This is a genomic window from Arcticibacter sp. (assembly GCF_045629565.1).
Classification (GTDB): Bacteria; Bacteroidota; Bacteroidia; order Sphingobacteriales; family Sphingobacteriaceae; genus Arcticibacter.
Genome location: NZ_JAZQRL010000114.1, coordinates 1 through 23,523 on the forward strand (window position 1 = coordinate 1; position 23,523 = coordinate 23,523).

Here is a 23,523-nt window from a genome sequence, read left to right on the forward strand (position 1 = left end):
CTGCTTATTTTATCCATATCCCCGCTTTTTGCGCAGCAGCCCAAGGCAGACCTTTGGCTAACTACTGCCGACAAGTCCAGCTTGTTTATACAGCAGAAGGCCAGGTTGAAGTTTGCTAGAACCTCGAACGCCAATCCGTCCATTGAAATAGATGATCAGGTCACTTATCAGTCTATTGACGGCTTTGGGTTTGCACTAACCGGCGGCAGTGCAATGCACCTGGTTAAAATGAGCCCCGGCAGTCGCACAGCGCTTCTAAAAGAGTTGTTTGCTACGGATGGCAACGCCATCGGCATTAGCTACCTTCGTTTAAGTATTGGTGCTTCAGATCTGAACGAACGTGTATTTTCTTACAATGACCTCAAAGAAGGGGAGACCGATCTGGAGCTCACAAAATTTGACCTCGGGCAGGATAAAGCGGATGTGATACCTGTTCTGAAGGAGATTCTTGCCATCAATCCGAAGATCAAGATAATGGGCTCACCATGGTCACCCCCTGGATGGATGAAGACCTCCTTTGACAGCAGAGGAGGAATGCTTAAGCCGGAGTTCTATCCCGTTTATGCATCGTACCTGGTCCGGTACATCCAGGAGATGAAAAAGCTTGGAATTCATATCGATGCCATAACCATTCAGAATGAGCCCCTTCATCCGGGTAACAACCCGAGTTTACTTATGGTGGCACCTGATCAGGCCACATTCATCAAAAACAATCTCGGACCCTCATTTAAAAAGGCCGGTATCGATACCAAAATTATTATATACGACCACAATGCGGACCGGCCGGATTATCCGATAACGATTTTAAATGACCCCGAGGCAAGGAAGTACGTGGATGGGTCCGCGTTCCACCTTTATGGGGGTAAAATCGAAGCCCTTACTGATGTGCGCAATGCTCACCCAGACAAAAACATCTATTTTACAGAACAGATGGTGATTGACGGCAGGGATTCTGCTGTACTAAACATTGTTTCTCCCGTTAAAAGATTGATCATCGGGGCTACCCGAAACTGGAGTAAGAATGTGCTGGAGTGGAACCTTGCCGCAGATCCGGAGAACAAACCATACACGGACCGGGGCGGCTGCCCCATGTGTCAGGGCGCAGTAACAATTGACCGGGACAAAGTCACCAGGAACCTCGCTTACTATGCTATTGCCCACGCCTCTAAGTTCGTCCGTCCAGGTGCTTTCCGAATTGCATCCTCATCCTCAGATGACCTATCTAATGTTGCATTTAAAACCCCGGAAGGTAAGATCGTGTTGATTGTTGCCAACACAGGAGAAAAAAACGCACAATTCAACATAAGTTATCAGGGAAAAGTTTTGGTGACCAGTCTGGAGAAGGGTGCTGTTGGCACTTATGTCTGGTAAACCCCGGCACATATCTCCTTAATATTTAAATAAACGCAAATACAATCATGTCTCAGATGTTTCAAGTACCACGATCAGCAAAAGCAAAACCAAACTTTTCCTTTCTTAGCAAGTCTGTTACCTTATTGCTGTTCGCAATGATCAGCTTTTTCAGCGGATTCAGTCAGGGGTTTTTGAAAGCAGAAGGCACAAAGATTGTCAATGAGAAAGGGGAAAATGTCTTACTTCGGGGCATCGGACTGGGGGGCTGGATGTTGCAGGAAGGTTATATGATGAAGGTGAATAAGGAAGGGCAACAGTACCGGTTGAGAGAAAGGATCCAGGAGCTGATTGGTCCGAAGCAGACACAGGAATTCTATGACCTTTGGCTAAATAACCACACGAGAAAGGCAGATGTAGATTCCCTAAAAGCCTGGGGATTCAATTCCATACGTTTGCCGATGCATTATAACTTATATACCCTGCCGGTAGATCAGGAGCCGGTAGCCGGTCAGAATACCTGGCTGGATAGAGGATTTGCGTTAACAGATAGTCTGTTTTCCTGGTGTAAGGCTAACCAGATGTATTTAATATTAGACTTGCATGCTGCACCTGGCGGGCAGGGGAATGACACGAACATATCCGACCGGGATCCTGCTAAACCATCGTTGTGGGAAAGTGAAGCCAACCAGCAGAAGACAATTGCTTTGTGGGTGAAACTCGCGGAAAGATACAAGAATGAAGAATGGACCGGTGCTGACGACATTACCAATGAGCCGAACTGGGGGTTTCAGAACCTGGAAAAAGATAGAAACGGGACGCAGGAAAAACTGAATGCCCCGTTGAAAAAGCTGATGGTAGACATCACCAAAGCGATCCGGAAGGTCGACAAAAAACACCTGCTGATCATCGAGGGCAATGGCTGGGGAAACAATTACAACGGCATACTTCCGGTATGGGATAAAAATATGGCCCTAAGCTTTCACAAGTACTGGAACTATAACGATCAGGCTTCCATTGCAAACATGATTAAGGCAAGAGATGAACGCAAGGTTCCGGTATGGCTTGGCGAGACGGGGGAGAACTCGAATGTCTGGTTTACAGATGCCATTCGCCTGTTTGAAGAGAACAACATCGGTTGGTCCTGGTGGCCCCTGAAAAAGATCGGCGTAAACAATCCGATGGAGATCAAATCCAATCCGAACTACAATGATTTGGTGAAGTACTTAAACGAAGGTGGAGATAAGCCTAAAGAAAGTAATGTCTATAGCGGACTAATGGAACTGGCAACATATGCCAGGGTCGAAAATACCATTATACACCGAGACGTGATTGACGCGATGATCAGGCAGCCGCATGACAATATTACCCGGCCCTACAAGGCAAATATTATTCTCGATACTGCTGTGCTTTACGCGGTAGACTATGACCTTGGGAGAAACGGCTATGCCTATTTTGACAAGGACACGGCGGATTATCATACGGCTACGGGCAAGTACACGGCCGGAAACCGGGGTCGGATCTACCGGAACGATGGCGTTGATATTTCCAGAGATTCTACGCAGTATGAAAAGTACTATGTAGACCATATTGAAGATGGTGAATGGCTTCAGTACACTGTCCAGGTTGCAAAGCCAGGTGTCTATCGTCTACAGATCAATGCCGCCGCTGAACAACAGGCAGCGGGCAGGATGTCAATCCTTGTCAACGGCAAGGCAATTGCTGAGCATGTAACTGTTCCTGCGACTGGCGGCTTAAAGACATTCAAAACTTTCGTTGTGGACAATGTTGAACTTGCTGCGGGTAAACAGGTCATTAAAATCCTCTCGGAATCTGGGGGATATCATTTAAGCTTTATTAAATTTGAGCTTAAGAGATAAATTTTGAAAGGACACAGCCGCCTGTTTCTCGTTTTTGTACTTCTTGGAGCAGTTGTCATCCTATGCGCTAAATGCATGAATTTTCAGCATCGGCAACCGGTAAAGGAGAATGCGATTGCGGGTTCCCAAACCTGCAGAAAGTGCCATGCACAGATTTATGACCAGTACCTCCAGAATCCACATCAGGAAACCTCACATAACATTACCTCGGCGGAAGTTACGCCTGGTCGTCAGCCGGACACAAATACATTTGTGTTCAATAACCGGCTGAAGGTCGTTGTTGAAAAGCGTGGGAAATACACGTACCAGGTTGCCTACCTCGATGCCAGGGAAACCGTCTCGAGGCGCTTTGATATCGTAATAGGGTCAGGAAAGCGCGGCTATACATATGGTTACTGGGCCGGCAAAAAACTGAAGCAACTGCCATTATCCTTCTTTACCGCGGTCAATAAATGGGCAAATAGCCCGGGCTTTCCAACAGATCGGGTGTACTATGATCGTCCGATCGGTTCCAGGTGTCTGGAATGTCATGCTTCTTTCGTCGACGCGCAAAAGGTAAGCGCCTCAGGCACTTCGGTCACAGAAGAACTGGACCGGAAATCGCTGATCTATGGGGTAGATTGTGAACGTTGCCATGGCCCTGCAGGCAAACATGTACAGTTCCATATAGACAGCCCTGAAGTCCGGAAATCAAAGTATCTCGTCAGCTATACTTCCTTATCGCGGGCACAAAAAGTAGATGCCTGTGCGGTATGCCACTCCGGCAATGATGTAGAACAAAAGCGGTCCACGTTTGCGTTCAAACCGGGTGATAAGCTGAGCGACTATTACGATGCCGGAGCAAGCTCTATCGTACATCGCGAAGCAGATGTACATGGCAGCCATACCCAGCTGATGCAGCAAAGTAAGTGTTACATTAAAAGCAGCAGCATGACCTGCAACTCCTGCCACAATACCCATGAAAACATTAAGGGAAATCTTGCCATTTATTCACAGCGCTGCATGTCCTGCCATAAAGAAACTGTGCATAGTAAAGCTACGCTTGCCAAAGGGATATTAAAGGACAATTGCATCGACTGCCATATGCCGAAACAGGCATCGAAGCTGATCTCTTTTCAGACAGCAGGAAGCGGAGATGTTACGCCATATATAATGCGTACGCATCACATTGACGTCTACCCGAACCCGACATCAGATTGATTTATTTTATATCACGTTGGTGTATGTTCTCCCATCGTTAGAGAGAAGCACGCGCCTAGTCAGCAGAAGAATGATGTTTAAGCAATTGCGTATCCAGCATAACAGATTCAAATTCTGTTACAGGAACTTTGCTTTCAATAAGTTGAATAAGTAAATTCATCGCTACCCTGCCCATATCAAACGCGGGTTGTCGTATGCAGGAAAATCTTCTTTTCATCAGATCAATGACGTCAGAGTTCGAAAATCCAGCGATTTCAATGTGATTGTCTTTAGGTGCAAATTCATTTAAAGCCTTCAAACATCCAATACTTAAGCGATCACTGGCCACGAATATGGCATCTGGTCCATCTTCCATGTTCAGGAAATACTTAACGGCATCATTTACTTCTTCCTGTAAGCGCCCGCCATGGTGACAATACCGGATCATTGATTCTTGTACCTCAATATTGCTTTCCTGGAGTGCTTCTTTATACCCCTGAAGCCTTTCTTTGGTGATAGACAGATGAGGAGCATTTGCTAAATGAGCAATTTTCCTATAACCATTCTCAATAAGAGATTTAATTGCTGCTATTGCTCCTGCTTTGTTGGCTGATGTGACTTTGTGGGTTTCAAAGCTGTCAGTTACACGATCGAACAGTACGATGGGTAATCCGCCGAGATGTAATTTTTTAATGTGTGTAAAATCTTTTGTTTCTGCTGACATGGAAATCAACAGTCCGTCAACCGAGCGATTGGCCAGATGCTGTACGTTTACAACTTCCTGTTCATAGGAGTCATGGCTCTGAGAAATGACGACATGATATCCCTTGGAATAGGCTACCGACTCAATGCCGTTTATAGCTTGTGAAAAGAAATTGTTGGCGGGCTCACATACAACTACTCCGATGGAATAACTTCTGCGTTGTCTTAAGCTTAGTGCTATAGGATTTCGGCTGTAATGGTGTTGTTCTGCATATTCCAAAACACGTATCCTGGTTTTTTCATTGATTTCGTAACTGTTGCTTAGCGCGCGGGAAACCGTTGATGAGGATAATTCTAAGGCTTTAGCTATATCTTTTATCGTGATAGGCTTGAACACAGTTTATTTTGGTTTAATCTCAAATATAAGGAAAATTGATAAGGATCTAAAGTCCGAAACCGCCCACTGCTGCCACATGCGCAATCGATGCCGGGATCGATTGCGTAGTTTTATTCCGGCAAATCGTTGGTCTGTAAAATCATATGCCTTAAACTTGTTCGATGCAGGTCGTTGAAGACCTGCCGACCAACCAAATATAATTTCACTAATCATTCTCTCCGATGAGAAATAGCTTCCCAGATACCTTTAAATATTTATTTATCCTGCCTTTGATGCTCTTTGTTAATGGTATATCCGCTCAAAATGCACTTAAAGAAACGGAGATAAAATATTTATCAGGTATAGATAAAGATCACCGCGTGAACTGGGACTTCAAAATTGATAAAGGGCGAAAAAGTGGAATGTGGACGACCATTCCTGTTCCTTCCAACTGGGAGCTCGAAGGCTTTGGCGTTTATAATTATGGACACGACTGGCGCAAACTGCTTCCAGAATCCGATGCAGTTGGATCATATAAGCATAAGTTTAATGTTCCGGCTGAATGGAAGAACAAAGTGATTGAAATTGTATTTGAAGGTGCAATGACGGATACAAAGGTGAAAGTGAATGGGAAAGAAGCCGGGCCGGTTCATCAGGGTGGTTTCTACCGTTTTAAATACGACGTTACCGCTTTGCTTAAAACCGGACAGGAAAACTTACTGGAAGTAGACGTGAAAAATGTGTCTTCCAATGAGTCGGTAAACAAAGCGGAGCGTGACGCAGACTTTTGGGTTTTTGGAGGGATTTTTCGTCCCGTGTATTTGGAAGCTAAGCCCAGGTCATTTATCGACAGAATAGCCATTGATGCCAGGGCGGATGGTTCATTTGCAGTAGACGTATATGCAAAAAATGTACAAAGTTCCAGCACCGCTGAAGCGCAGATATTAACACTGGACAATCAGCCTGTAGGTGATGCAGTTAGTGTTTCTATAGGTAAAAGTGCCGGTAAGGTAACCTTGAAGCAACAGATTGGAAATCCAAAACAATGGTCGCCTGAGTTTCCGAATTTGTATCAGGTAGAAGTAAGATTGAAAAATGCAAAAGGAAACACACATGTAATCAGGAAAAGGTTTGGGTTCCGCACGGTGGAATTGCGCGCCCGGGATGGGTTTTATGTCAACGGGCAAAAAGTTAGATTTAAAGGCGTTAACCGCCATAGTTTTTGGCCAAGTTCCGGAAGAACACTCAGTAAAGAGTTAAGTGTTCTGGATGTGAATCTCATTAAAGATATGAACATGAATGCCGTTCGTATGTCACATTATCCGCCAGATCAACACTTTTTGGATGTATGCGATTCACTTGGTTTGTTTGTTATCGACGAACTTACCGGTTGGCAAGATGCCTATGATACTCAGGTGGGCCGCAAATTGGTGAAAGAACTTATCGTTAGAGATGTAAACCATCCTTCGATTATTATATGGGCCAATGGCAATGAAGGTGGTAATAATTACGACTTACTACCCGATTACCCCCTTTATGATCCTCAAGACCGCACCGTAATCCATCCCTGGAATACACTCGGGGAAACGAATACTTTTCATTATCCCGACCTTGACTATGTAAGTGATGTGCTTTCAAATAAAGATAAGGTATACTTTCCCACGGAATTTATGCATGGTCTTTATGATGGAGGGCACGGCGCCGGCTTACAGGACTTCTGGAATGTAATGCAAAAAAGTCCGCTGTCTGCCGGAGGTTTTCTCTGGGTTTTTTCTGATGAAGGTGTGGTGAGAACCGATCAGGGAGGAAAGATTGATGTTAAGGGCACCAATGCGCCGGATGGAATTTTGGGGCCTTACCGGGAAAAAGAAGGGAGTTACTATACAATTAAAGAAATCTGGTCGCCGGTTTATATAGAACAACAATACATTACCCCTGAATTCAATGGAAAGCTTAAGGTAGAGAACCGTTTTGAGTTTACGAATTTAACAGCATGTAAATTTGAATGGAGTTTACTCAACTTTGCAAAGCCTGGAGACAAGACGACCGACGCTACGGTTGTTGATAAAGGCAATGTGCTCGTTCCTTCTATAGAGCCAGGGCTGTCTTCTTATATGAATATTAAATTGCCAAAAGGCTGGGAACATAGCGATGCCTTGTATCTTACTGCCACAGATCCTCACGGGCGTCATATTTTAACCTGGACCTGGCCGATCAAAACTGCGGCTCAATTTGCAAAGTCTGCGGTTGACACCAACAGCGTTCAAAAGGCCGTCGGTCGTGAAGATGAAAAATACATTTACTTGTTGGCTAATGGAGTAGAAGTAAAGTTTAGCAAAGACAGCGGTTTGATAGCGGGTGTAAAAAATAGAATAACACCCATTTCTTTCGGGAACGGCCCGAAGCTGCCGGTTGAAAAAAGCAAGTTTAAGTCTATACGCCACAAGCAGGAGGGAAACGACCATGTTGTAACTGTGGATTATGACGGGCCCATCAGCCAGATGGAATACAAAATGATGGGCAATGGTTGGCTAAAGTTAGACTACAGCTACAGTTTGTATGGCGAGTACGACTTCATGGGTATATCTTTCTCCTATCCGGAAAACAAGGTTAAAGGGGTTAAATGGTTGGGAGAAGGTCCATTCCGGGTATGGAAAAACAGAATGCAGGGTCCGCATTTTGGCGTACATCAAAAACAATATAACAATACTGTAACCGGACAGGACTGGAATTACCCTGAGTTCAAAGGTTACCATGACCGGGTGTTTTGGGCAGTTATAGACAATGAAGAATATCCCATTACGGTTGTTTCGGCAACGGACCATATCTTCTTAAGGTTGTTTACCCCTAAACCTACCGGACATAAAAATAATGATCCTGATTTTCCTGAAGGAGATATCTCCTTTATGGATGTGATCCATCCAATCGGTACAAAATTTCAACGACCAGATCAGTTGGGTACGCAGGGGCAAAAAACACAGCTGCGGAACCGCAAAGATCACCAGCGGTTGTTGGGCGCGACGCTGTTTTTCAACTTCGGAGCAGGAATAAAAGATCGACAATCGCCGGCCAGATAACAAATTCAAAACCAAATATTAAACCATTTTAAATGATGCATTATTGTAAAATCAATAAGGTCGGGTACTTACTGCTTGTTTGTCTCGTCTTTTTTTCCATCACCGGATCTTACGCTCAATCGTTGACCATTCAGGGGAAAGTTACAGAAACGGACGGTGGCGTATTGCCAGGCGTAACAGTCTTGTTGAAAGGCACGTCTGTAAGAACGGCAACAAACAATGAGGGAAGCTTTTCCTTACAGACCCCGGATGGAACCGGAACGTTGGCTGTTTCCTATATTGGTTATGAAACGCTCGAAATTCCCATAAACAAGCGGCCAATGATCAACGTGACTTTACAGCCAAGTTCTGAAGCGCTGGATGAGATTGTGGTGGTGGGTTATGGGACGCAGCGGAAACAGGATGTGACTGGATCAATCTCAACGATTAAAGCTGATGATATCCGGACCCAGGGATCAAACTCGATTCAGAAATCCTTGCAAGGGCGGGTTGCCGGAGTACAGGTGGAGTCGGCTGGTGGAAATCCAGGATCTGGTGTAAGGATATTAATACGTGGAACGGGATCTTTAAATAACAATAATCCACTGTATATCGTAGACGGAATTCAGGTGGATAATATCAATAACCTGAATCCATCAGATGTGGCTTCAATGGACATTTTGAAAGATGCGTCTGCTGCAGCTATTTATGGTTCCAGAGCATCAAACGGAGTGGTTCTTGTAACAACAAAGACAGGAAAGAAGGGTGTAACGAAGATAGATTTTGATTCTTATTATGGCGTTCAGAAGATAGCAAAGAAAGTTGATGTTCTGAATGCTACCGAGTGGGCTACCGTGAGCAATGCAGCGTATGCGGCGGCTGGGTTAACACCGCTGGACATCGCGAAAAACCCTTCTTCTCTGGGTACCGGAACCGACTGGCAGAAGGAACTTTATGAATCTGCGCCTATGCAGAGCTACAATTTAGCTGCAAGTGGTGGGGGCGACAACTATACCTTCAGTATGTCGGGAGGCTACTTGGATCAACAAGGTGTTGTCAAGAAAACCGATTACAACCGATGGAACTTCAGAATGAAATCTGACTTCACCAAAGGAAGGCTGAAACTTGGAGAAAGTATCATCTTATCAAAGGAATATTTTAGAACCATGGCCGGCGGATGGGGCGGACAGGGCGGTAACCCCGTGGGATCAGCTGTAAAGATGATTCCTGTATTTAATGTTTATGATTCCAGTGCCATCGGTGGTTTCGGCGGCGCTTACGGACCTGTAACAAATGTTGCCAACCCCATGGCGCAGCTAAACCTGGAAATTCCGGAAAACCGCTCTACAAATGTGCTCCTTAATCTTTTTGCAGAGGTATCTCTCTTTGAGGGGCTAAAATATAAGTTCAACCTGGGATATACCAATACCTTTGGCTATAACTACAACTATACCTATCCTTATGTTGTCGGTACCTTGTTTACCAACGTAGATGCAGATTTAAGTGAAAGCAGGAATCAGAGCGATTACTTTTTACAGGAACATACGCTTAACTATGAAAAAGCCTTTGGAAAAAGCAGAATCCAGGCTTTAGGCGGATTTACCTATCAAAACTCAAAATATCGGGTGCTTTCGGGTTCAAAAAGTGGAATGCCGGAAGACATTAAAGTTATCGATGCCGGAATTCTTAATACCGCTGCAGGCAGTAATGCAACAGAGAATGCGCTGATATCCTATTTGGGAAGGCTGGTGTATTCCTTCGATGACAGATATGTTTTGACTGGGACAATAAGAAGAGATGGTTCCTCCAGGTTTGGTAGTTCAAACCGATATGGAAATTTTCCATCATTTGCAGCAGCATGGAATATCTCCAACGAAGATTTTTTTAAACCGTTGCAAGGAATTGTCAGTTCGCTAAAATTAAGGGGAAGTTATGGTATTTTAGGTAATCAGGAGATTTCAGATTACAGGTACATTTCTTCCATTACGTCAAATGCAAATTATGTCATCGGACAGAATCAGCAATTGTGGTCCGGCTCCATTCAGACGGCATTTGAAACAGCAGACATCAAGTGGGAAAGTTCGAAAACGTTTGACATTGGAACGGACTGGTCATTTTTCAAGAATAAAGCAAGTTTAACGGTAGATTACTTCAACAGAAAAAATACAGACATTCTTTTACAAGTTCCCATTCCACTTTCAACAGGGGCCAGCACGAACCCGCCTTATCTAAATGCCGGTCAGATTACCAATAAAGGTATAGAGGCTGCCCTGGCTTACAGCAATTTGGACCATCCGCTAACTTACCAATTTAGTGCATCCATGACGGCAGTAAACAACAGGGTTGATTTTTTAGGCACCGGAACACAACAAATATTTGGCGGAAGTCCTACCCATGCGGGCGCTTCGGCTACAGTTACCCAGGCAGGTTTGCCTGTTGGTGCTTTCTACCTCATTAAATCGGATGGAATATTCAATTCCGAAGAAGAAATAAATGGATATGCAAAAAACGGGCAATTGATTCAACCATCAGCGAAGCCAGGAGATATGAGGTTTGATGATTTTAACAATGATGGAAAGATCGATCAAAACGACAGGCAGAATGTTGGAAGTCCGACACCTAAGTTCTCCTACGGATTTGGAGGTAATGCTTCATATCGGAATTTTGATGTTAGTGTTTACTTCCAGGGAAGTTACGGCAATAAAATTTACAATGGTTTGAGACAGGACATTGAAGGAATGAACATCAACATCAACTATGCAAAATCAACCCTAGGTGCCTGGACACCCTCAAATCATACGGATTTCCCAAGAGCAGTGATCAATGATCCGAACCTCAATTCTCAAACCTCTGATCGCTTTTTAGAAAATGGGTCCTACCTGCGTTTTAAAACCTTGCAATTTGGGTATACGATACCAAAACGAGTACTCGACGCCGCTAAAATTGGTAGCTGCAGAGTTTACGTCAGTTTTGATAATCTGCTTACAATTACTGGATATAAAGGCTATAATCCAGACCTGGGAAGAACAGGATCGGTTTTGGATCGGGGCGTAGACTTTGGTCATGTTGCCTACCCATTGGCGAGAACTGCATTGTTTGGCTTACAACTATCTCTATAATTTAATTGAAACATCAGATGAAAAAGATCATATATATCCTTGTTTTGTTCACTGTTATCTCTTGTAAAAAGGAGCTTACCCAGGTGAACCCAAATAATGTTACCCAGGTAAATTTCTGGAAGAACGAAAAAGATGTGCTTTCCGGATTGGCTGCCACGTACAAAGTATTTAAGACACCTTTCCGGGGATATTGGGGCTACAAAGGTGTTCAGCTGGCTAATGGACGTGGAGACGATATGTATATCAGAAATGATTCTAAAGACATGTATCAACTCACAACCTTTACCAATACGCCCACCACAAGTATTCCCAGCGATATGTATGCCGGGTGTTATACCGGAATATACCGGGCAAACCAGGTGATTGCAAATGTTCCGAATGCAGACATCAGTGATGATTTAAAAACAACTTATATTGCTGAGGCTAGGTTTCTACGGGCACTAAACTACTTTACTTTAGTCATTAACTTTGGCGCTGTTCCATTAATCACTACTTTACCAGCTGAACGACAAGATTATTTTGTAAAGCAATCCGCTGAAGAAGACGTGTGGCAACAGATTATTAATGATTTGAATGAGGCAAAGGCTTCATTGCCAATTTCCTATCCATCACAATTTATAGGGAGGGCGACAAAAGGGGCTGCCGTTGGCTATCTTGCAAAAGCTTACGTGTACCAGAAAAAATGGACTGAAGCGGAAGCAGAGTTCAAATTGCTGGTTCAACCAGGTGGGCAAGCTCAGGCCCCTTATACCTATAATCTTCTTTCCAACTTTGAGGATAATTTTCTAAAGGAAAAGGATAACAATGTGGAATCTCTATTTGAAATCCAAAATCAGAATGTAGGCGGACTTGATTTATCAGGAACTGAAAATGCAAATGAAACACAAGGTACCGCAACGGCACAAGCGTTTGCGCCTACGGAGGTAGGGGGATGGTTTCAGGCATATCCTACAAACAAGATGTTCGATGAATTCCAGAAGGAGAAAACGGTAGCAAATGACTACGATCCCAGAATGTACGCTTCCATAGTATGGGATTATCCGAATGCAACCTTTTACAACAAGCCGTATAGCGCATTTTCTGTATTATTTGCGAAGAAGTCGCGCATAAAAAAATATCAGAACTGGCAAATGAATAACGAAGAGCCTAAAGTCTCTGAAATAAACGAGAAGGCATTAAGATTCGCCGATATCTTGCTGTTGTATGGTGAGACACTCACCGTGATGGGTAGAATTGAGGAAGCCTACCCGATGATCAATCGTATTCGCGATCGGGCAAAGCTGCTACCTTTAACTGCAGGCTTAAAAAGGGAAGGTATGTTGACTGAAATAAGGCATCAAAGAATGATTGAGTTTGTCAGAGAAGGCCAGCGTTTTTACGATTTAAAGAGATGGAATCTTCTAAGCGAAGAAATTTCAAACAGTGATAAGGAAGGAAAAGAATTCTTTAATCTGCAGAAGCATGCTTATTTTCCGATCCCGCAGAATGAAATTAACACCAATCCTAATATTCAGCAGAATCCGGCCTGGTAGTTTTCTCTAAGAAAAGCAATAATATTAGGTTATGATACCGTCATAGCTTTTGAAAATATAATACGAATGAAAAACTTATTAAAATGCTTCGGCTCGCTTTTATTCTTTCTCTTTACAGGACAAGTAGTCTCTGCTCAAAAAACAGAACTACAATATCTATCTGGTAGAGATAAAGATCACCGCGTGAACTGGGACTTCAAAATTGATAAAGGTCGGAAAAGTGGCGCATGGACGACCATTCCTGTCCCTTCCAACTGGGAATTTGAGGGCTTTGGAAATTACACCTACGGCTTTGAGAAAGAAGACACGGAGGAAGCCGGACACTATCGTCATACTTTTAAGGTACCAGACGGATGGAAAAACAAAGAAGTTTTCATTGTATTTGATGGATCAATGACCGATACAGAGGTTAAGATCAATGGTCAATTGGCGGGGCCTGTTCATCAGGGAGCATTTTATCGTTTCCGGTACAATATAACCGCGCTAATAAAGGCCGGTAAATCTAATCTGCTTGAGGTTAAAGTCAGCAAGGTTTCCGCTAATCAGACTGTAAATGAAGCCGAACGTACGGCTGACTTCTGGGTTTTTGGTGGTATTTTCAGACCCGTGTTCCTCGAGGCGACGCCTAAAAATCACTTCGAGCGCCTTGCAATTGATGCCAAGGCAAATGGCTCGATAAAAATAGATGCATTCGTAGTGCATACAGGTACTCCGGCTACGGTAGTGGCCCAGGTAAAGACGCGGGATGGTAAGCCGTTTGGGAAGGCAATTACCGGGAAACTCCGACCGGGTGATCCCGTGGCGCATTTAGAGGGGCAAGTTACTGATCCCGCTCGCTGGTCGCCGGAGTTTCCGAACTTGTATCAAATTGAAATAAGTCTTAAAATTGGGGGAAAGACGCTGCATTCTGTTACCGAAACAATTGGATTCCGGACGGTGGAGCTTCGAAAACACGATGGCTTTTATGTAAATGGTGAAAAAATTAAGTTTAAAGGTGTCAACCGCGGAGCCTTCTGGCCCACCTCTGGGCGCACAACAAGCCGTCAGATAAGTATTGGTGATGCCAATCTAATTAAGGACATGAATATGAATGCCGTACGCATGTCGCACTACCCTCCTGATAAGCATTTCCTGGAAGTATGTGATTCCCTCGGCCTATTTGTCATTAATGAGCTAACGGGCTGGCAGTATCCACCTTACGATACCGAAATTGGCCGTAAGCTGGTAAAAGAGTTAATCACGCGCGACGTTAATCACCCTAGTGTAGTAATGTGGGCCAACGGCAATGAAGGTGGATTCAACTTCGATTTACTTCCAGATTATCCCCGGTACGATATTCAGCAGCGTCCGGTAATTCAACCCTGGTTGAATATCAATGGCATGAACACCAAACACTATATTCCCTGGAACTATGGCATTGACACTTTTTTTCAGGGTAATGATGTGTTTTTCCCTACGGAGTTTTTACATGGTCTTTATGATGGCGGACATGGTGCGGGACTCGATGACTTCTGGAATCTGATGCAGGCCAACCCGCTTTCTGCAGGCGGTTTTTTGTGGGATTTTTGCGATCAGGCAGTTGTACGTACAGACAAACAAGGGGTGTTGGACACCAAGGGTAATTCGGCTGCCGATGGGATTTTAGGACCCTACAGGGAAAAAGAGGGCAGCTTCTTTACCATCAAAGAGATATGGGCGCCGATATTTTTTCCAAAAAGGATTATTACAGATGAATTTAACGGCAGGCTTAGCTTGGAGAACCGTTACAATTTCACCAACCTGAACTCGTGCAGGTTTAGCTACACGCTTAAGAAAATAACAGGTTTTACTTCCGCAGATACAGTCGTAATGAAGGGGAAAATAATTTCCCCTGACGTTAGGCCAAATACAGCAGGCACTTTAAATGTCGCCTTGCCAGCCGCATGGAAGCAGTATGATGTATTGTATATAACCGCACACGATTTGTATGGGCGCGAAATTTACACCTGGTCCTGGCCAATTGCCACTCCAAAGCAGATGTCCGATAGATTTGTTGATAGAGGCATGGGCGAAGTCTCTGTTCATGAAGACAGTAATTTACTAACCGTGAGTGCCAGTAATGTTGAAATCATGTTGAATAAGGAAACTGGTTTGCTGCAGCGCGTAAAAAGTTCGGGGAAGGAGATCTCCTTTAACAACGGACCCATACTGATCAGCGGAGATGAAAAACTTAAATCGTTCAGACACTATGATACCCTCTCGACACATGTGGCAGAAGCGATCTATGAAGGAAATACGCGATTTAAAGTAAAGTGGACCATGATGCCCTCGGGTTGGCTTGAATTAAAATACGAGTACCGTCCTGCCAATCAGGAAAATATGTTGGGTATTAATTTTACATATCCCGAAAAGAACTTAAAGGGGATGCAGTTGATCGGCAACGGACCTTATCGCGTTTATAAGAACAGGATGAAAGGCGTGACATTCAACTCCTGGTCGAAGACGTACAATAACGCAATTACTGGTGAAGTTTGGCAATATCCTGAGTTTAAAGGCTATTACAGTAATTTTTACGGAGCAAGAATACAAACAGGCGAAGGAGACTTTAAGGTGCTGTCTGCAACGGAAAACCTGTTCCTTCACATGTTAAATCCTGCGGAGCCAAAATATGTAGCGAAGACCAATTCTATGGCAGTTTATCCAGCTTCAGGAGGCATCTCCTTTATGCATGGCATTACCGCTATTGGAACAAAAAGTCAGAAGATCGAAGATCTGGGACCGCAAAGTCAAAACAACCTGACCTTTGCAAACGGAGGTCTGGATACGATGAAAGGCATGTTGTATTTTGATTTCAGGTAGTAGAAAGCAGCAAAGTTCAAAAACGCTATGGCGCGATTAAATAAAGATTTGATTAACAAAAATAGAATTGCGGGCTTTTTGGAAAACTGGGATAAATTGCCAGAGAAGGTCCTTCAATTCGGTACAGGCGCACTACTTCGCGGTCTGCCCGACTATTTTATAGATAAAGCCAACCGTCAGTCTGAATTTAACGGACGAATCGTAGTGGTTAAATCTACTGACCAGGGCGGAACAGATGAATTTGCCGCCCAAGATTGCCTTTATACGTTGCATGTAAAAGGTATTCAGAATGGAAAGGAAGCCGAGGAGTCAGTTTTAATTTCCGCCATCAGCCGGGTGCTTTCTGCTGCAAACCAATGGGAGGCTATCCTGGGTGTTGCCACTCAGCCACACTTGGAAATAATCATATCCAACACGACAGAGATAGGCATTGTGCTCGATGAAAAGGACGACTTAAATGCATTTCCACCAGCAAGCTTTCCGGCAAAGTTAACCGCATTATTGTATACACGTTTCCTGCACTTTCGTGGCGATCGGACCAAAGGTTTGATCATTTTGCCTACAGAACTACTAAGTGACAATGGGGCTAAATTAAAAGAAATGGTCATCAAACTTGCGTACATCAAGAGCCTTCCTGAAGAATTTGTGGAGTGGTTAAAGGAAGCAAATCATTTCTGCAATACATTGGTGGACAGGATCGTTCCGGGAAGAATTGCCGTGACGGAACGGGCAGAAATTGAACAACGGTTAGGCTACACGGATGAGTTGGCGATTCTTGCTGAGCCATTTCGGCTCTGGGCAATAGAATCCAGCAGTAAGGAGGTCGTAAACTCCCTTAGCTTCGCAAAAGTGGATGATGGCGTAATCATCGTCCCGGACATTTGGAAATTTAAAGAACTAAAACTTCGATTACTGAATGGTAGTCATTCATTTGGCTGCGGTTTGGCCATGTTGTGTGGTTTCGATACGGTCAGGGATGCGATGCAGAACGCCCATTTTTCGAAATATATCTTTTCACTATTAAAGGAGGAGATCGTTTTCACAATTGCCAATGAGCATATCAGCGAAGCGGAAGCCATGCAATTCGCTTCAGCAGTTATGGATCGTTTTGGTAACCCTTTCCTTCATCATAAATGGATGAGCATCAGCCTTAATTATACATCTAAAATGCAGATGCGTAATGTGCCTCTGATTGAAGGCTATGTACACAAGACACATCGTGCACCAAAATACATGGCATTGGGATTTTCAGCCTATATACTTTCAATGAAAGATCCGGGAAACCTGGATGAACATGCCGGAGCCTTTGCTGATTTATGGAAAGAAGATAGTTCCAAGTTGATCGTAGATGCAGTCTTAGGAAATGTCGGCTTTTGGAGAACGGACCTCCGTTTACTTAAGAGGTTTGGAGCGCTCGTGGAACATTATCTAACCTTGTTGCGGAACGGCAATGCCCTGGAAGTGATTAAAGCGCTGAACAGTAATAATAATAATTAAGAAGAGGAGATAAACTGAAATAATCATGAACAATCGTGTTTTAAGAATCCATCAGAATGATAATGTGCTGGTTGCATTACAGGACTTGAAAGAGGGTGAAAGCCTGGTATATGATGGTGTCTGCTACACGGCTACGGAACCTATTCCGGCCAAACATAAGTTCTTTACTCAAGATTTGAAAGCAGGCGAGTCTGTGGTCATGTATGGAACACTTGTGGGAAAAACGCAGTGCACTGTAAAAGAAGGCATGCGTTTAAATACGGCTAATGTTAAGCATGCAGCCGCGAAATATGCTTATCGACCGTTCCAATTTGATTGGACTGCTCCCGACGTTTCCCGTTTTCAGGAGCGGACGTTCAATGGGTATCACCGGAGCGACGGAAAAGTTGGTACAGCCAATTATTGGTTATTTATTCCTACCGTATTTTGTGAAAATAGAAATCTGGATGTTATCCGTGAAGCATTACACAATGAACTGGGATATGCAGTTACCGATAAATACAAATCGAAGACCCATATGCTTCGTAAGCTATATGAGCGGGGAGAAGATGTTGCATGCGCAGACTTACGCGTCGGTGAATCTATTCCTACGGAGCGGTTATTTGAAAATGTGGATGGCATAAAGTTTTTAAATCATCAGGGCGGATGTGGAGGCACTCGTCAGGATGCAGCAGTGCTAAGTAAGTTGCTTGCTGCTTATGCCGATCACCCGAATGTAGCTGGAATTACCTTGTTGAGTCTAGGGTGTGAAAACTTGCAAGTTCAGGATTTCTTAGATGATTTGAAAAAGCGAAATCCCGCCTTTGATAAGCCCTTGTATGTTTTTGAACAACAGCGTTCACAAAGTGAAGAACAACTGATCACGGATGCTATACGACAGACATTTCTCGGTTTAATTGAAGTCAATAAAATCGTCCGGAAGCCGGCTCCGCTAAGTAAATTGAGCATCGGTGTGAAATGTGGAGGTAGCGATGGTTTTAGTGGAATTTCAGCTAATCCGGCAGTTGGATACTGTTCTGATTTATTGGTGGCCTTAGGGGGCACTGTTCTAATGGCAGAATTCCCCGAGTTATGCGGTACTGAACAAGATATCGTTGATCGTACCAGAGAGGAGAGTGCCGCTAAAAAGTTTATCCATCTAATGACGATTTATAGTGAGATGGTAGAACAGGCTGGTTCAGGCTTTCATATGAATCCTTCTCCTGGAAACATCCGGGATGGACTCATTACAGACGCAATTAAAAGTAACGGCGCTGCTAAAAAAGGAGGCACATCTCCAATAGAAGATGTTTTAGCGTACACGGAACCGGCGGTTAGGTCCGGGTTAAATCTGGTTTGCACACCCGGAAACGATGTGGAGGCTACTACAGGAAAAGCGGCAAGCGGCGCAACTTTAATCCTCTTTACGACGGGTTTAGGTACACCAACAGGAAATCCGGTTTGTCCGGTAATTAAGATAGCGACAAATAGTACCCTGGCCAAGCGGATGCCGGATATTATTGATTTGGATTGTGGGCCGATTATCTCGGGCGATAAGAACATCCAGGAAATGGGCGAAGAAATCCTGGAGTATTGCATCCGGGCTGCATCGGGAGAAGTCATTGTTCAGTCAGTCAGGCTCAATCAGGACGACTTTATTCCATGGAAAAAAGGAGTTTCATTGTAGTGAGCCATCTTACCCTCTACCCGAATCCGACTTCAAATTAATTTAAGTTCACTACTTTTGTGTATGTCCTCACATCACATTGTTAAAGAGAAGCAGGAACCTGCGTTATATATCCACCATCTTGGTGATTTCAATGAAGAATACCTGGGTCAGTTACTGGAATGGAGCCCCACCTTAATTGTAAACTCGAGTGAATACGACAAAGTGCTGAGCCTAGGATTGAAGGTAGACGTGGTCTTGAACCCGGATCTGCATCTGGCTTACCAGGAGAACACCCGCATCATTGAAGGCCTGAAGCGTGGCATTCCGGATGTGCTTGATTATTTACTATTGGAGAAATATCCGGCCGTTAACATCATTGACACAGACACCAATCTGGATGCTTTACAGGCATACATCAACGACATAAACATTGTTGTGTTCACCGCCCTCAGTAAAAGTTATGCGGTGAAATCCGGCTTCAAAGTCTGGAAGCCCAAGGGGACCTTATTCGAAATTCCCCTTACGACGTACTTTGAAACAACCAACCTGGTGCCGAACGATGAAGATCTGTTTGAGGTTGTACAGGACGGCTTTGTCGAATTTATCTTTAGCGCACCCCACCTGTTTATAACCGAACGACTATGATTGAACTGAGAAGAGCGATGGAAGCAGACCTGACTGCTATCCAGGACCTCGCGAAGATTACCTGGCAGCCCACCTATGTTCCCCTTATCGGGCAGGAGCAAGTCGACTACATGTTGAAGACCATGTACAATCGCGGTGTCCTGCTGGAGCAGCTTAGGGAAGGGCATGTGTTCCTCATCGCCCGTTCGGGGATGAAGGACGTCGGCTTCGCCGGATATAGCATTGTAGACCATGAAAACCGTGGCTATAAACTACATAAGCTGTATGTTTTGCCTGAAGCACACGGTACCGGTGTTGGCAAACTGCTGATCAACGAAGTGGTAGACCAGATTCGCGCAGCCGGAGGAAAGTCCTTGTCGCTGAACGTAAACCGCAACAACAAAGCAAAAGCCTTCTATGAAAAAGCAGGCTTTACAACCAAAAAAACCGTTGACATTGAGATCGGCAACGGTTTCTTTATGAACGATTATATCATGGAGATGCCTATCTGACCAGCTTCGGTATCCGTGCAGGTGTATCCTGACCTTTCACAATGCTGATGGCACTTTTCGCAATTGCTTTGATGGTTGACAAAATATTCTGGGTATCCAGAGAACTGTATTCATCTTTCACGGTGTGGTACAATTTGTCTGAATCAATCTGATCGGTACTGATAGTGTGCGCCGGAACACCCAATGCTGCCAATGTGGCGTTGTCACTCCTGTAAAAGAGGTTTTGCTCGGGATAAGGATCCGGATGAAAAGCAAAACCTGTTCCTTCCAGATTCTTTTGCAGGATCTTACCGAAATCAGACTTTTCAAAGCCCGTAATGAAGGCGGCGTTCTTGCCGAACTTACTTTCCTTCCCAATCATTTCGATGTTGAACATGGCCACAACCTCATCGGGGTTAAGCTGCTCTGAAAAATAACGTGCTCCGAAACCACCAATCTCTTCTGCGGTAAATGCAACAAAGATCAGGGTGCGCTCATTGTTGTTCAGCTTCTTATAGTATTTTGCCAAAGCAATCATTGCCGTAGTGCCCGAGGCATCATCATCGGCACCGTTGGCAATGCTGTCCTGTCCCTGAGCCTTAACGATACCCAGGTGGTCGTAATGGCCGGAAAAGACGACCAGTTCTTTCGCTTTTGACTTGCCGGGAATTACCCCTGCAACGTTAAACAGCGGCAATTTTGCGATTTTATTTTTCAGGGCTACAGAGAACGTCGTGGCTGCTGTATCCGGAGTCAGCAGGAACACCGTTGCAGAACTTGCGTCCTGAAGTTCCTTTTCATCAGCAATGCTTCCATTCCCCATTGCTTCTTTCAGGTGATTGAACGTCTCCGTAAATTTAGGATCCAGGAGAACAACCTGGCGCTTCTTCGCTGCCATTACCTTACGGTATTGATCCCTGAAAGGCTGTTCGGGATTAAACCGGATGAACTCGCCACCGTTGGTATGGTCGAACGCCAGGTTTTCGGATGTATTACCTGTAACGACGATGTTTGCGGCGTCAACCGCTTTGCCATTAAGCGATACCGCCACGGACGCTGGGGTGATCTGGTATTTGAAGAAGGTCTGGCGAAAGCCGGTTGCGCCCGGGAGGGGTTTCAATCCGATACTTTAAACTCTGATTCGATGAAAGTGGCGGCTTTGTCAATTCCCGGGGTAAAAGTGCCGCGGCCCTGCATTGCATCGCTACTGAGGGTTTTGATCAGACCGTCTACATAGGCAGTCGTGATAATCTTGTCGATTTCCTGTGCTGCCAGGCGTCCGCCGGTAAGGGCAATGAGTAGTGCGAATAGAATTTTTTTTGTCATTGTATGCTGTTCGTTGTTGTTTGCTGCCTTAAAAGTCGCTTTTTTCTTTCAATTTCCGTCTCTACACGTGTCGAATGTACCCCATCTACCACTTCGACTTCATAGTCCCGGTCTTTTTCTGAATTATAGATCTGCGCGGTCTCCATGTTTTCTACAGAGCGGTCATAAGGCCCCCTGCTACTCATCATCTTCACAAACACGGGCAAACATTCAAAGAAGATGAACAGCAACCCGATAAAGGTGACGGCAGTGGCGGTGGTTTCATTCCGGGTGCCATTCGTGTTGAAGCTTAGCTGCCCGAGTGCCCAGTTGCGGTCTGCAAACCCGGCAATGCTGGTCAGGCTGTCCAGCTGTTTACCGGTATACAGCCGTTCTGTATACAAGCCGTCAAACTGCTTCCTGTTTTCCACAAACCCTTCCAGCTTACGTATATTTGCACTTAAGGTATCTAAATTCTGTTGCCTGGTCGCCAGTTCGGCTTCTTTTCTTTTCGCGTAGGGTCCATAACCCATCACGCCCGAGGTCTCCGTTGTCTTGTTGCCAAAGATCTCGAAGTTCAGCTTCTGGCGGTCCGACTTGATGCCGCTGGTCAGGGAGTCCCGCTGGGCCCGGGCTTCATTCAGCTGCCCAAGTTCAATCTGGTATTTATTGTCAAACGCTTTATTCAGCGTGTCAATCCTGGAGCGCTGGTTATTCAGATAACTTACTTTCAGCCGTTCCTTAATCTCCTTGTCAAAGATTTTCAACTCCAGTGGCCTGGAGATCACAAGGCCGATCATGATGGCCAGCAGGATTCGTGGTGTCGCCTGTAGCACTTGCTTCCATGCAGAAGCATTTTTATTGATGCTGGCCACAATGTACCGGTCCATGTTAAATATTGCCAGCCCCCAGAGCAAACCGAAAAAGACGGCAAAGAAGCCGGCAAAGGAATCACCTTTAAAAACGAAGTACATGGCATATCCGCCGGATAGGGCAGCAAAAAGACCGGTAAAGAATATGGTTGCTCCAATTCCAAAATATTTGTTGTCGTCCGTAGGATGCTTCTTAAGGGTGTCCTGATGTACACCAGCACAAAACCAAAAGAATTGATTGATAGCTTTCATGATCAGTCAAAGTTAATAAAGGCTATGCATTAAACGCCTGGCAAGTAGAGTTGTTACAAAAATCCAATGCAATTAAATTGCTGTTTCTATGGTACAGTGGAAAAGTCTGTATTGCATAAAATGATTATCTTTGCTAAATCAATTACTGCCTCATAACAACTTAAAACAATACACCAATGAAAGAAGTCACCGTAGAAGAGCTTAAACAAAAGATCGAAAATAAAGAAGATTTCCAGTTAGTTGACGTCAGGGAAACTTTTGAATATGAAACGTCGAATCTTGAAGGAGAGAATATTCCCTTAGGCGGCGTGCTGATTGAGGCCGATAAGATTGCAACGGACAAGCCAGTAGTCGTCATGTGCAGAAGCGGAAAAAGAAGCGCTGCTGCGATCATGCAGCTGGAACAACTGGGTCTTACCAACCTGTACAACTTAAAAGGCGGTATTCTGGCCTGGCAGGAGGCTTTTGATCCAAATATGCCGGTATACTAGATGAAGAAACAAATTGCAATGAACGTGTTCTTCTACATCGGCATATTTGTGTCGGTAGTCGGACTAAAATGGGCCTGGCAGAACCAGAACTATCCGGTTGTAGCCTTATTTATAGCAACTACAATCTTCTTTTTCTACCTCAAGATCAAGTTAATCCGGGACCTTCGGGGCTCCATTAAGGATAAATCACTTTAACATCAGAACCTTCCAGCCCCAGGCCTGGGAGGTTTTTTAGTACATAGCGTCCTTCCCTCAGCTCAGGTGTTTTGAATGGATTGTTTTTGGTGAGCCATGGGCCATCCAGATCTGCC

General features: G+C 44.5%; 17 protein-coding genes. 13 read left to right on the forward strand and 4 right to left on the reverse strand.

Going from position 1 to position 23,523, the window contains the following annotated elements:
- The 3 genes from ACKI5J_RS15820 to ACKI5J_RS15830 form a co-directional block, all read left to right on the forward strand.
- On the forward strand, positions 1 to 1,371 hold a 1,371-nt coding region (locus tag ACKI5J_RS15820; protein WP_407430458.1), incomplete at its 5' end, for a glycoside hydrolase family 30 protein.
- Positions 1,372 to 1,427: 56 nt separating this feature from the next.
- Complete coding sequence (locus tag ACKI5J_RS15825) at positions 1,428 to 3,230, forward strand: cellulase family glycosylhydrolase (RefSeq protein WP_407430459.1); 1,803 nt, start codon at positions 1,428 to 1,430, stop codon at positions 3,228 to 3,230.
- A gap of 75 nt (positions 3,231 to 3,305) precedes the next feature.
- Complete coding sequence (locus ACKI5J_RS15830) at positions 3,306 to 4,430, forward strand: multiheme c-type cytochrome (protein ID WP_407430460.1); 1,125 nt, start codon at positions 3,306 to 3,308, stop codon at positions 4,428 to 4,430.
- Positions 4,431 to 4,485: 55 nt separating this feature from the next.
- On the opposite strand, the gene ACKI5J_RS15835 is transcribed toward ACKI5J_RS15830, so the two are convergent.
- Positions 4,486 to 5,508: a LacI family DNA-binding transcriptional regulator gene (locus tag ACKI5J_RS15835; protein WP_407430461.1), complete on the reverse strand. Its 1,023-nt coding sequence runs from the start codon at positions 5,506 to 5,508 to the stop codon at positions 4,486 to 4,488.
- A gap of 221 nt (positions 5,509 to 5,729) precedes the next feature.
- Between ACKI5J_RS15835 and ACKI5J_RS15840 the strand changes: the two genes are divergently transcribed.
- The 8 genes from ACKI5J_RS15840 (at position 5,730) to ACKI5J_RS15875 (ending at position 20,313) form a co-directional block, all read left to right on the forward strand.
- The gene (locus ACKI5J_RS15840; protein WP_407430462.1) at positions 5,730 to 8,564 is read left to right on the forward strand and encodes a glycoside hydrolase family 2 protein; all 2,835 of its coding nucleotides are present in this window, start codon (positions 5,730 to 5,732) and stop codon (positions 8,562 to 8,564) included.
- A 32-nt stretch (positions 8,565 to 8,596) separates the two neighbouring features.
- Positions 8,597 to 11,662, forward strand: coding sequence for a SusC/RagA family TonB-linked outer membrane protein (locus ACKI5J_RS15845; RefSeq protein WP_407430463.1), 3,066 nt, complete (start codon positions 8,597 to 8,599; stop codon positions 11,660 to 11,662).
- Positions 11,663 to 11,679: 17 nt separating this feature from the next.
- A complete protein-coding gene (locus ACKI5J_RS15850) occupies positions 11,680 to 13,194 on the forward strand; it encodes a RagB/SusD family nutrient uptake outer membrane protein (protein WP_407430464.1) in 1,515 nt (504 codons plus the stop codon).
- Positions 13,195 to 13,260: 66 nt separating this feature from the next.
- Positions 13,261 to 16,032 (forward strand): glycoside hydrolase family 2 TIM barrel-domain containing protein, encoded by a 2,772-nt coding sequence (locus tag ACKI5J_RS15855; protein ID WP_407430465.1) that lies wholly within the window; start codon positions 13,261 to 13,263, stop codon positions 16,030 to 16,032.
- Between the two features lie 27 nt (positions 16,033 to 16,059).
- Entirely contained in the window at positions 16,060 to 17,529 is a 1,470-nt protein-coding gene (locus ACKI5J_RS15860) for a tagaturonate reductase (RefSeq protein ID WP_407430466.1), read from the forward strand.
- 25 nt (positions 17,530 to 17,554) lie between these two features.
- Positions 17,555 to 19,195 (forward strand): UxaA family hydrolase, encoded by a 1,641-nt coding sequence (locus ACKI5J_RS15865; RefSeq protein ID WP_407430467.1) that lies wholly within the window; start codon positions 17,555 to 17,557, stop codon positions 19,193 to 19,195.
- 63 nt (positions 19,196 to 19,258) lie between these two features.
- On the forward strand, positions 19,259 to 19,822 hold the full coding sequence (locus ACKI5J_RS15870; protein WP_407430468.1) for a thiamine pyrophosphokinase: 564 nt from the start codon (positions 19,259 to 19,261) through the stop codon (positions 19,820 to 19,822).
- A complete protein-coding gene (locus ACKI5J_RS15875) occupies positions 19,819 to 20,313 on the forward strand; it encodes a GNAT family N-acetyltransferase (RefSeq protein WP_407430469.1) in 495 nt (164 codons plus the stop codon). Before ACKI5J_RS15870 ends, ACKI5J_RS15875 begins: the two co-directional genes overlap by 4 nt.
- Here ACKI5J_RS15875 and ACKI5J_RS15880 read toward each other — a convergent pair.
- Genes ACKI5J_RS15880 through ACKI5J_RS15890 form a run of 3 tightly spaced genes read right to left on the reverse strand, consistent with a single transcriptional unit; the run spans position 20,306 to position 22,721 of the window.
- Positions 20,306 to 21,412: a M20/M25/M40 family metallo-hydrolase gene (locus ACKI5J_RS15880; protein ID WP_407430470.1), complete on the reverse strand. Its 1,107-nt coding sequence runs from the start codon at positions 21,410 to 21,412 to the stop codon at positions 20,306 to 20,308. The genes ACKI5J_RS15875 and ACKI5J_RS15880 overlap by 8 nt on opposite strands.
- A complete protein-coding gene (locus ACKI5J_RS15885) occupies positions 21,409 to 21,618 on the reverse strand; it encodes a hypothetical protein (RefSeq protein WP_407430471.1) in 210 nt (69 codons plus the stop codon). Before ACKI5J_RS15885 ends, ACKI5J_RS15880 begins: the two co-directional genes overlap by 4 nt.
- Positions 21,615 to 22,721, reverse strand: a complete 1,107-nt coding sequence (locus ACKI5J_RS15890; RefSeq protein ID WP_407430472.1) for a DUF4407 domain-containing protein — start codon at positions 22,719 to 22,721, stop codon at positions 21,615 to 21,617. The genes ACKI5J_RS15885 and ACKI5J_RS15890 overlap by 4 nt, the downstream gene beginning before the upstream one ends.
- Positions 22,722 to 22,897: 176 nt before the next feature.
- Between ACKI5J_RS15890 and ACKI5J_RS15895 the strand changes: the two genes are divergently transcribed.
- Both ACKI5J_RS15895 and ACKI5J_RS15900 read left to right on the forward strand, forming a co-directional pair.
- Positions 22,898 to 23,212: a rhodanese-like domain-containing protein gene (locus ACKI5J_RS15895; RefSeq protein WP_407430473.1), complete on the forward strand. Its 315-nt coding sequence runs from the start codon at positions 22,898 to 22,900 to the stop codon at positions 23,210 to 23,212.
- Positions 23,213 to 23,407 carry a DUF6358 family protein gene (locus ACKI5J_RS15900; protein WP_407430474.1) on the forward strand — a complete coding sequence of 65 codons (195 nt, stop codon included), beginning with the start codon at positions 23,213 to 23,215 and terminating at the stop codon, positions 23,405 to 23,407. It begins immediately after the preceding gene.
- Positions 23,408 to 23,523 lie beyond the last annotated feature (116 nt).

Coding starts and splice junctions, on each gene's coding strand:
- ACKI5J_RS15825 (WP_407430459.1), top strand. CDS start 1,428: ATGTTTCAAGTACCACGATCAGCAAAAGCAAAACCAAACTTTTCCTTT.
- ACKI5J_RS15830 (WP_407430460.1), top strand. CDS start 3,306: ATGAATTTTCAGCATCGGCAACCGGTAAAGGAGAATGCGATTGCGGGT.
- ACKI5J_RS15840 (WP_407430462.1), top strand. CDS start 5,730: ATGAGAAATAGCTTCCCAGATACCTTTAAATATTTATTTATCCTGCCT.
- ACKI5J_RS15845 (WP_407430463.1), top strand. CDS start 8,597: ATGATGCATTATTGTAAAATCAATAAGGTCGGGTACTTACTGCTTGTT.
- ACKI5J_RS15850 (WP_407430464.1), top strand. CDS start 11,680: ATGAAAAAGATCATATATATCCTTGTTTTGTTCACTGTTATCTCTTGT.
- ACKI5J_RS15855 (WP_407430465.1), top strand. CDS start 13,261: ATGAAAAACTTATTAAAATGCTTCGGCTCGCTTTTATTCTTTCTCTTT.
- ACKI5J_RS15860 (WP_407430466.1), top strand. CDS start 16,060: ATGGCGCGATTAAATAAAGATTTGATTAACAAAAATAGAATTGCGGGC.
- ACKI5J_RS15865 (WP_407430467.1), top strand. CDS start 17,555: ATGAACAATCGTGTTTTAAGAATCCATCAGAATGATAATGTGCTGGTT.
- ACKI5J_RS15870 (WP_407430468.1), top strand. CDS start 19,259: ATGTCCTCACATCACATTGTTAAAGAGAAGCAGGAACCTGCGTTATAT.
- ACKI5J_RS15875 (WP_407430469.1), top strand. CDS start 19,819: ATGATTGAACTGAGAAGAGCGATGGAAGCAGACCTGACTGCTATCCAG.
- ACKI5J_RS15885 (WP_407430471.1), bottom strand. CDS start 21,618: ATGACAAAAAAAATTCTATTCGCACTACTCATTGCCCTTACCGGCGGA.
- ACKI5J_RS15890 (WP_407430472.1), bottom strand. CDS start 22,721: ATGAAAGCTATCAATCAATTCTTTTGGTTTTGTGCTGGTGTACATCAG.
- ACKI5J_RS15895 (WP_407430473.1), top strand. CDS start 22,898: ATGAAAGAAGTCACCGTAGAAGAGCTTAAACAAAAGATCGAAAATAAA.
- ACKI5J_RS15900 (WP_407430474.1), top strand. CDS start 23,213: ATGAAGAAACAAATTGCAATGAACGTGTTCTTCTACATCGGCATATTT.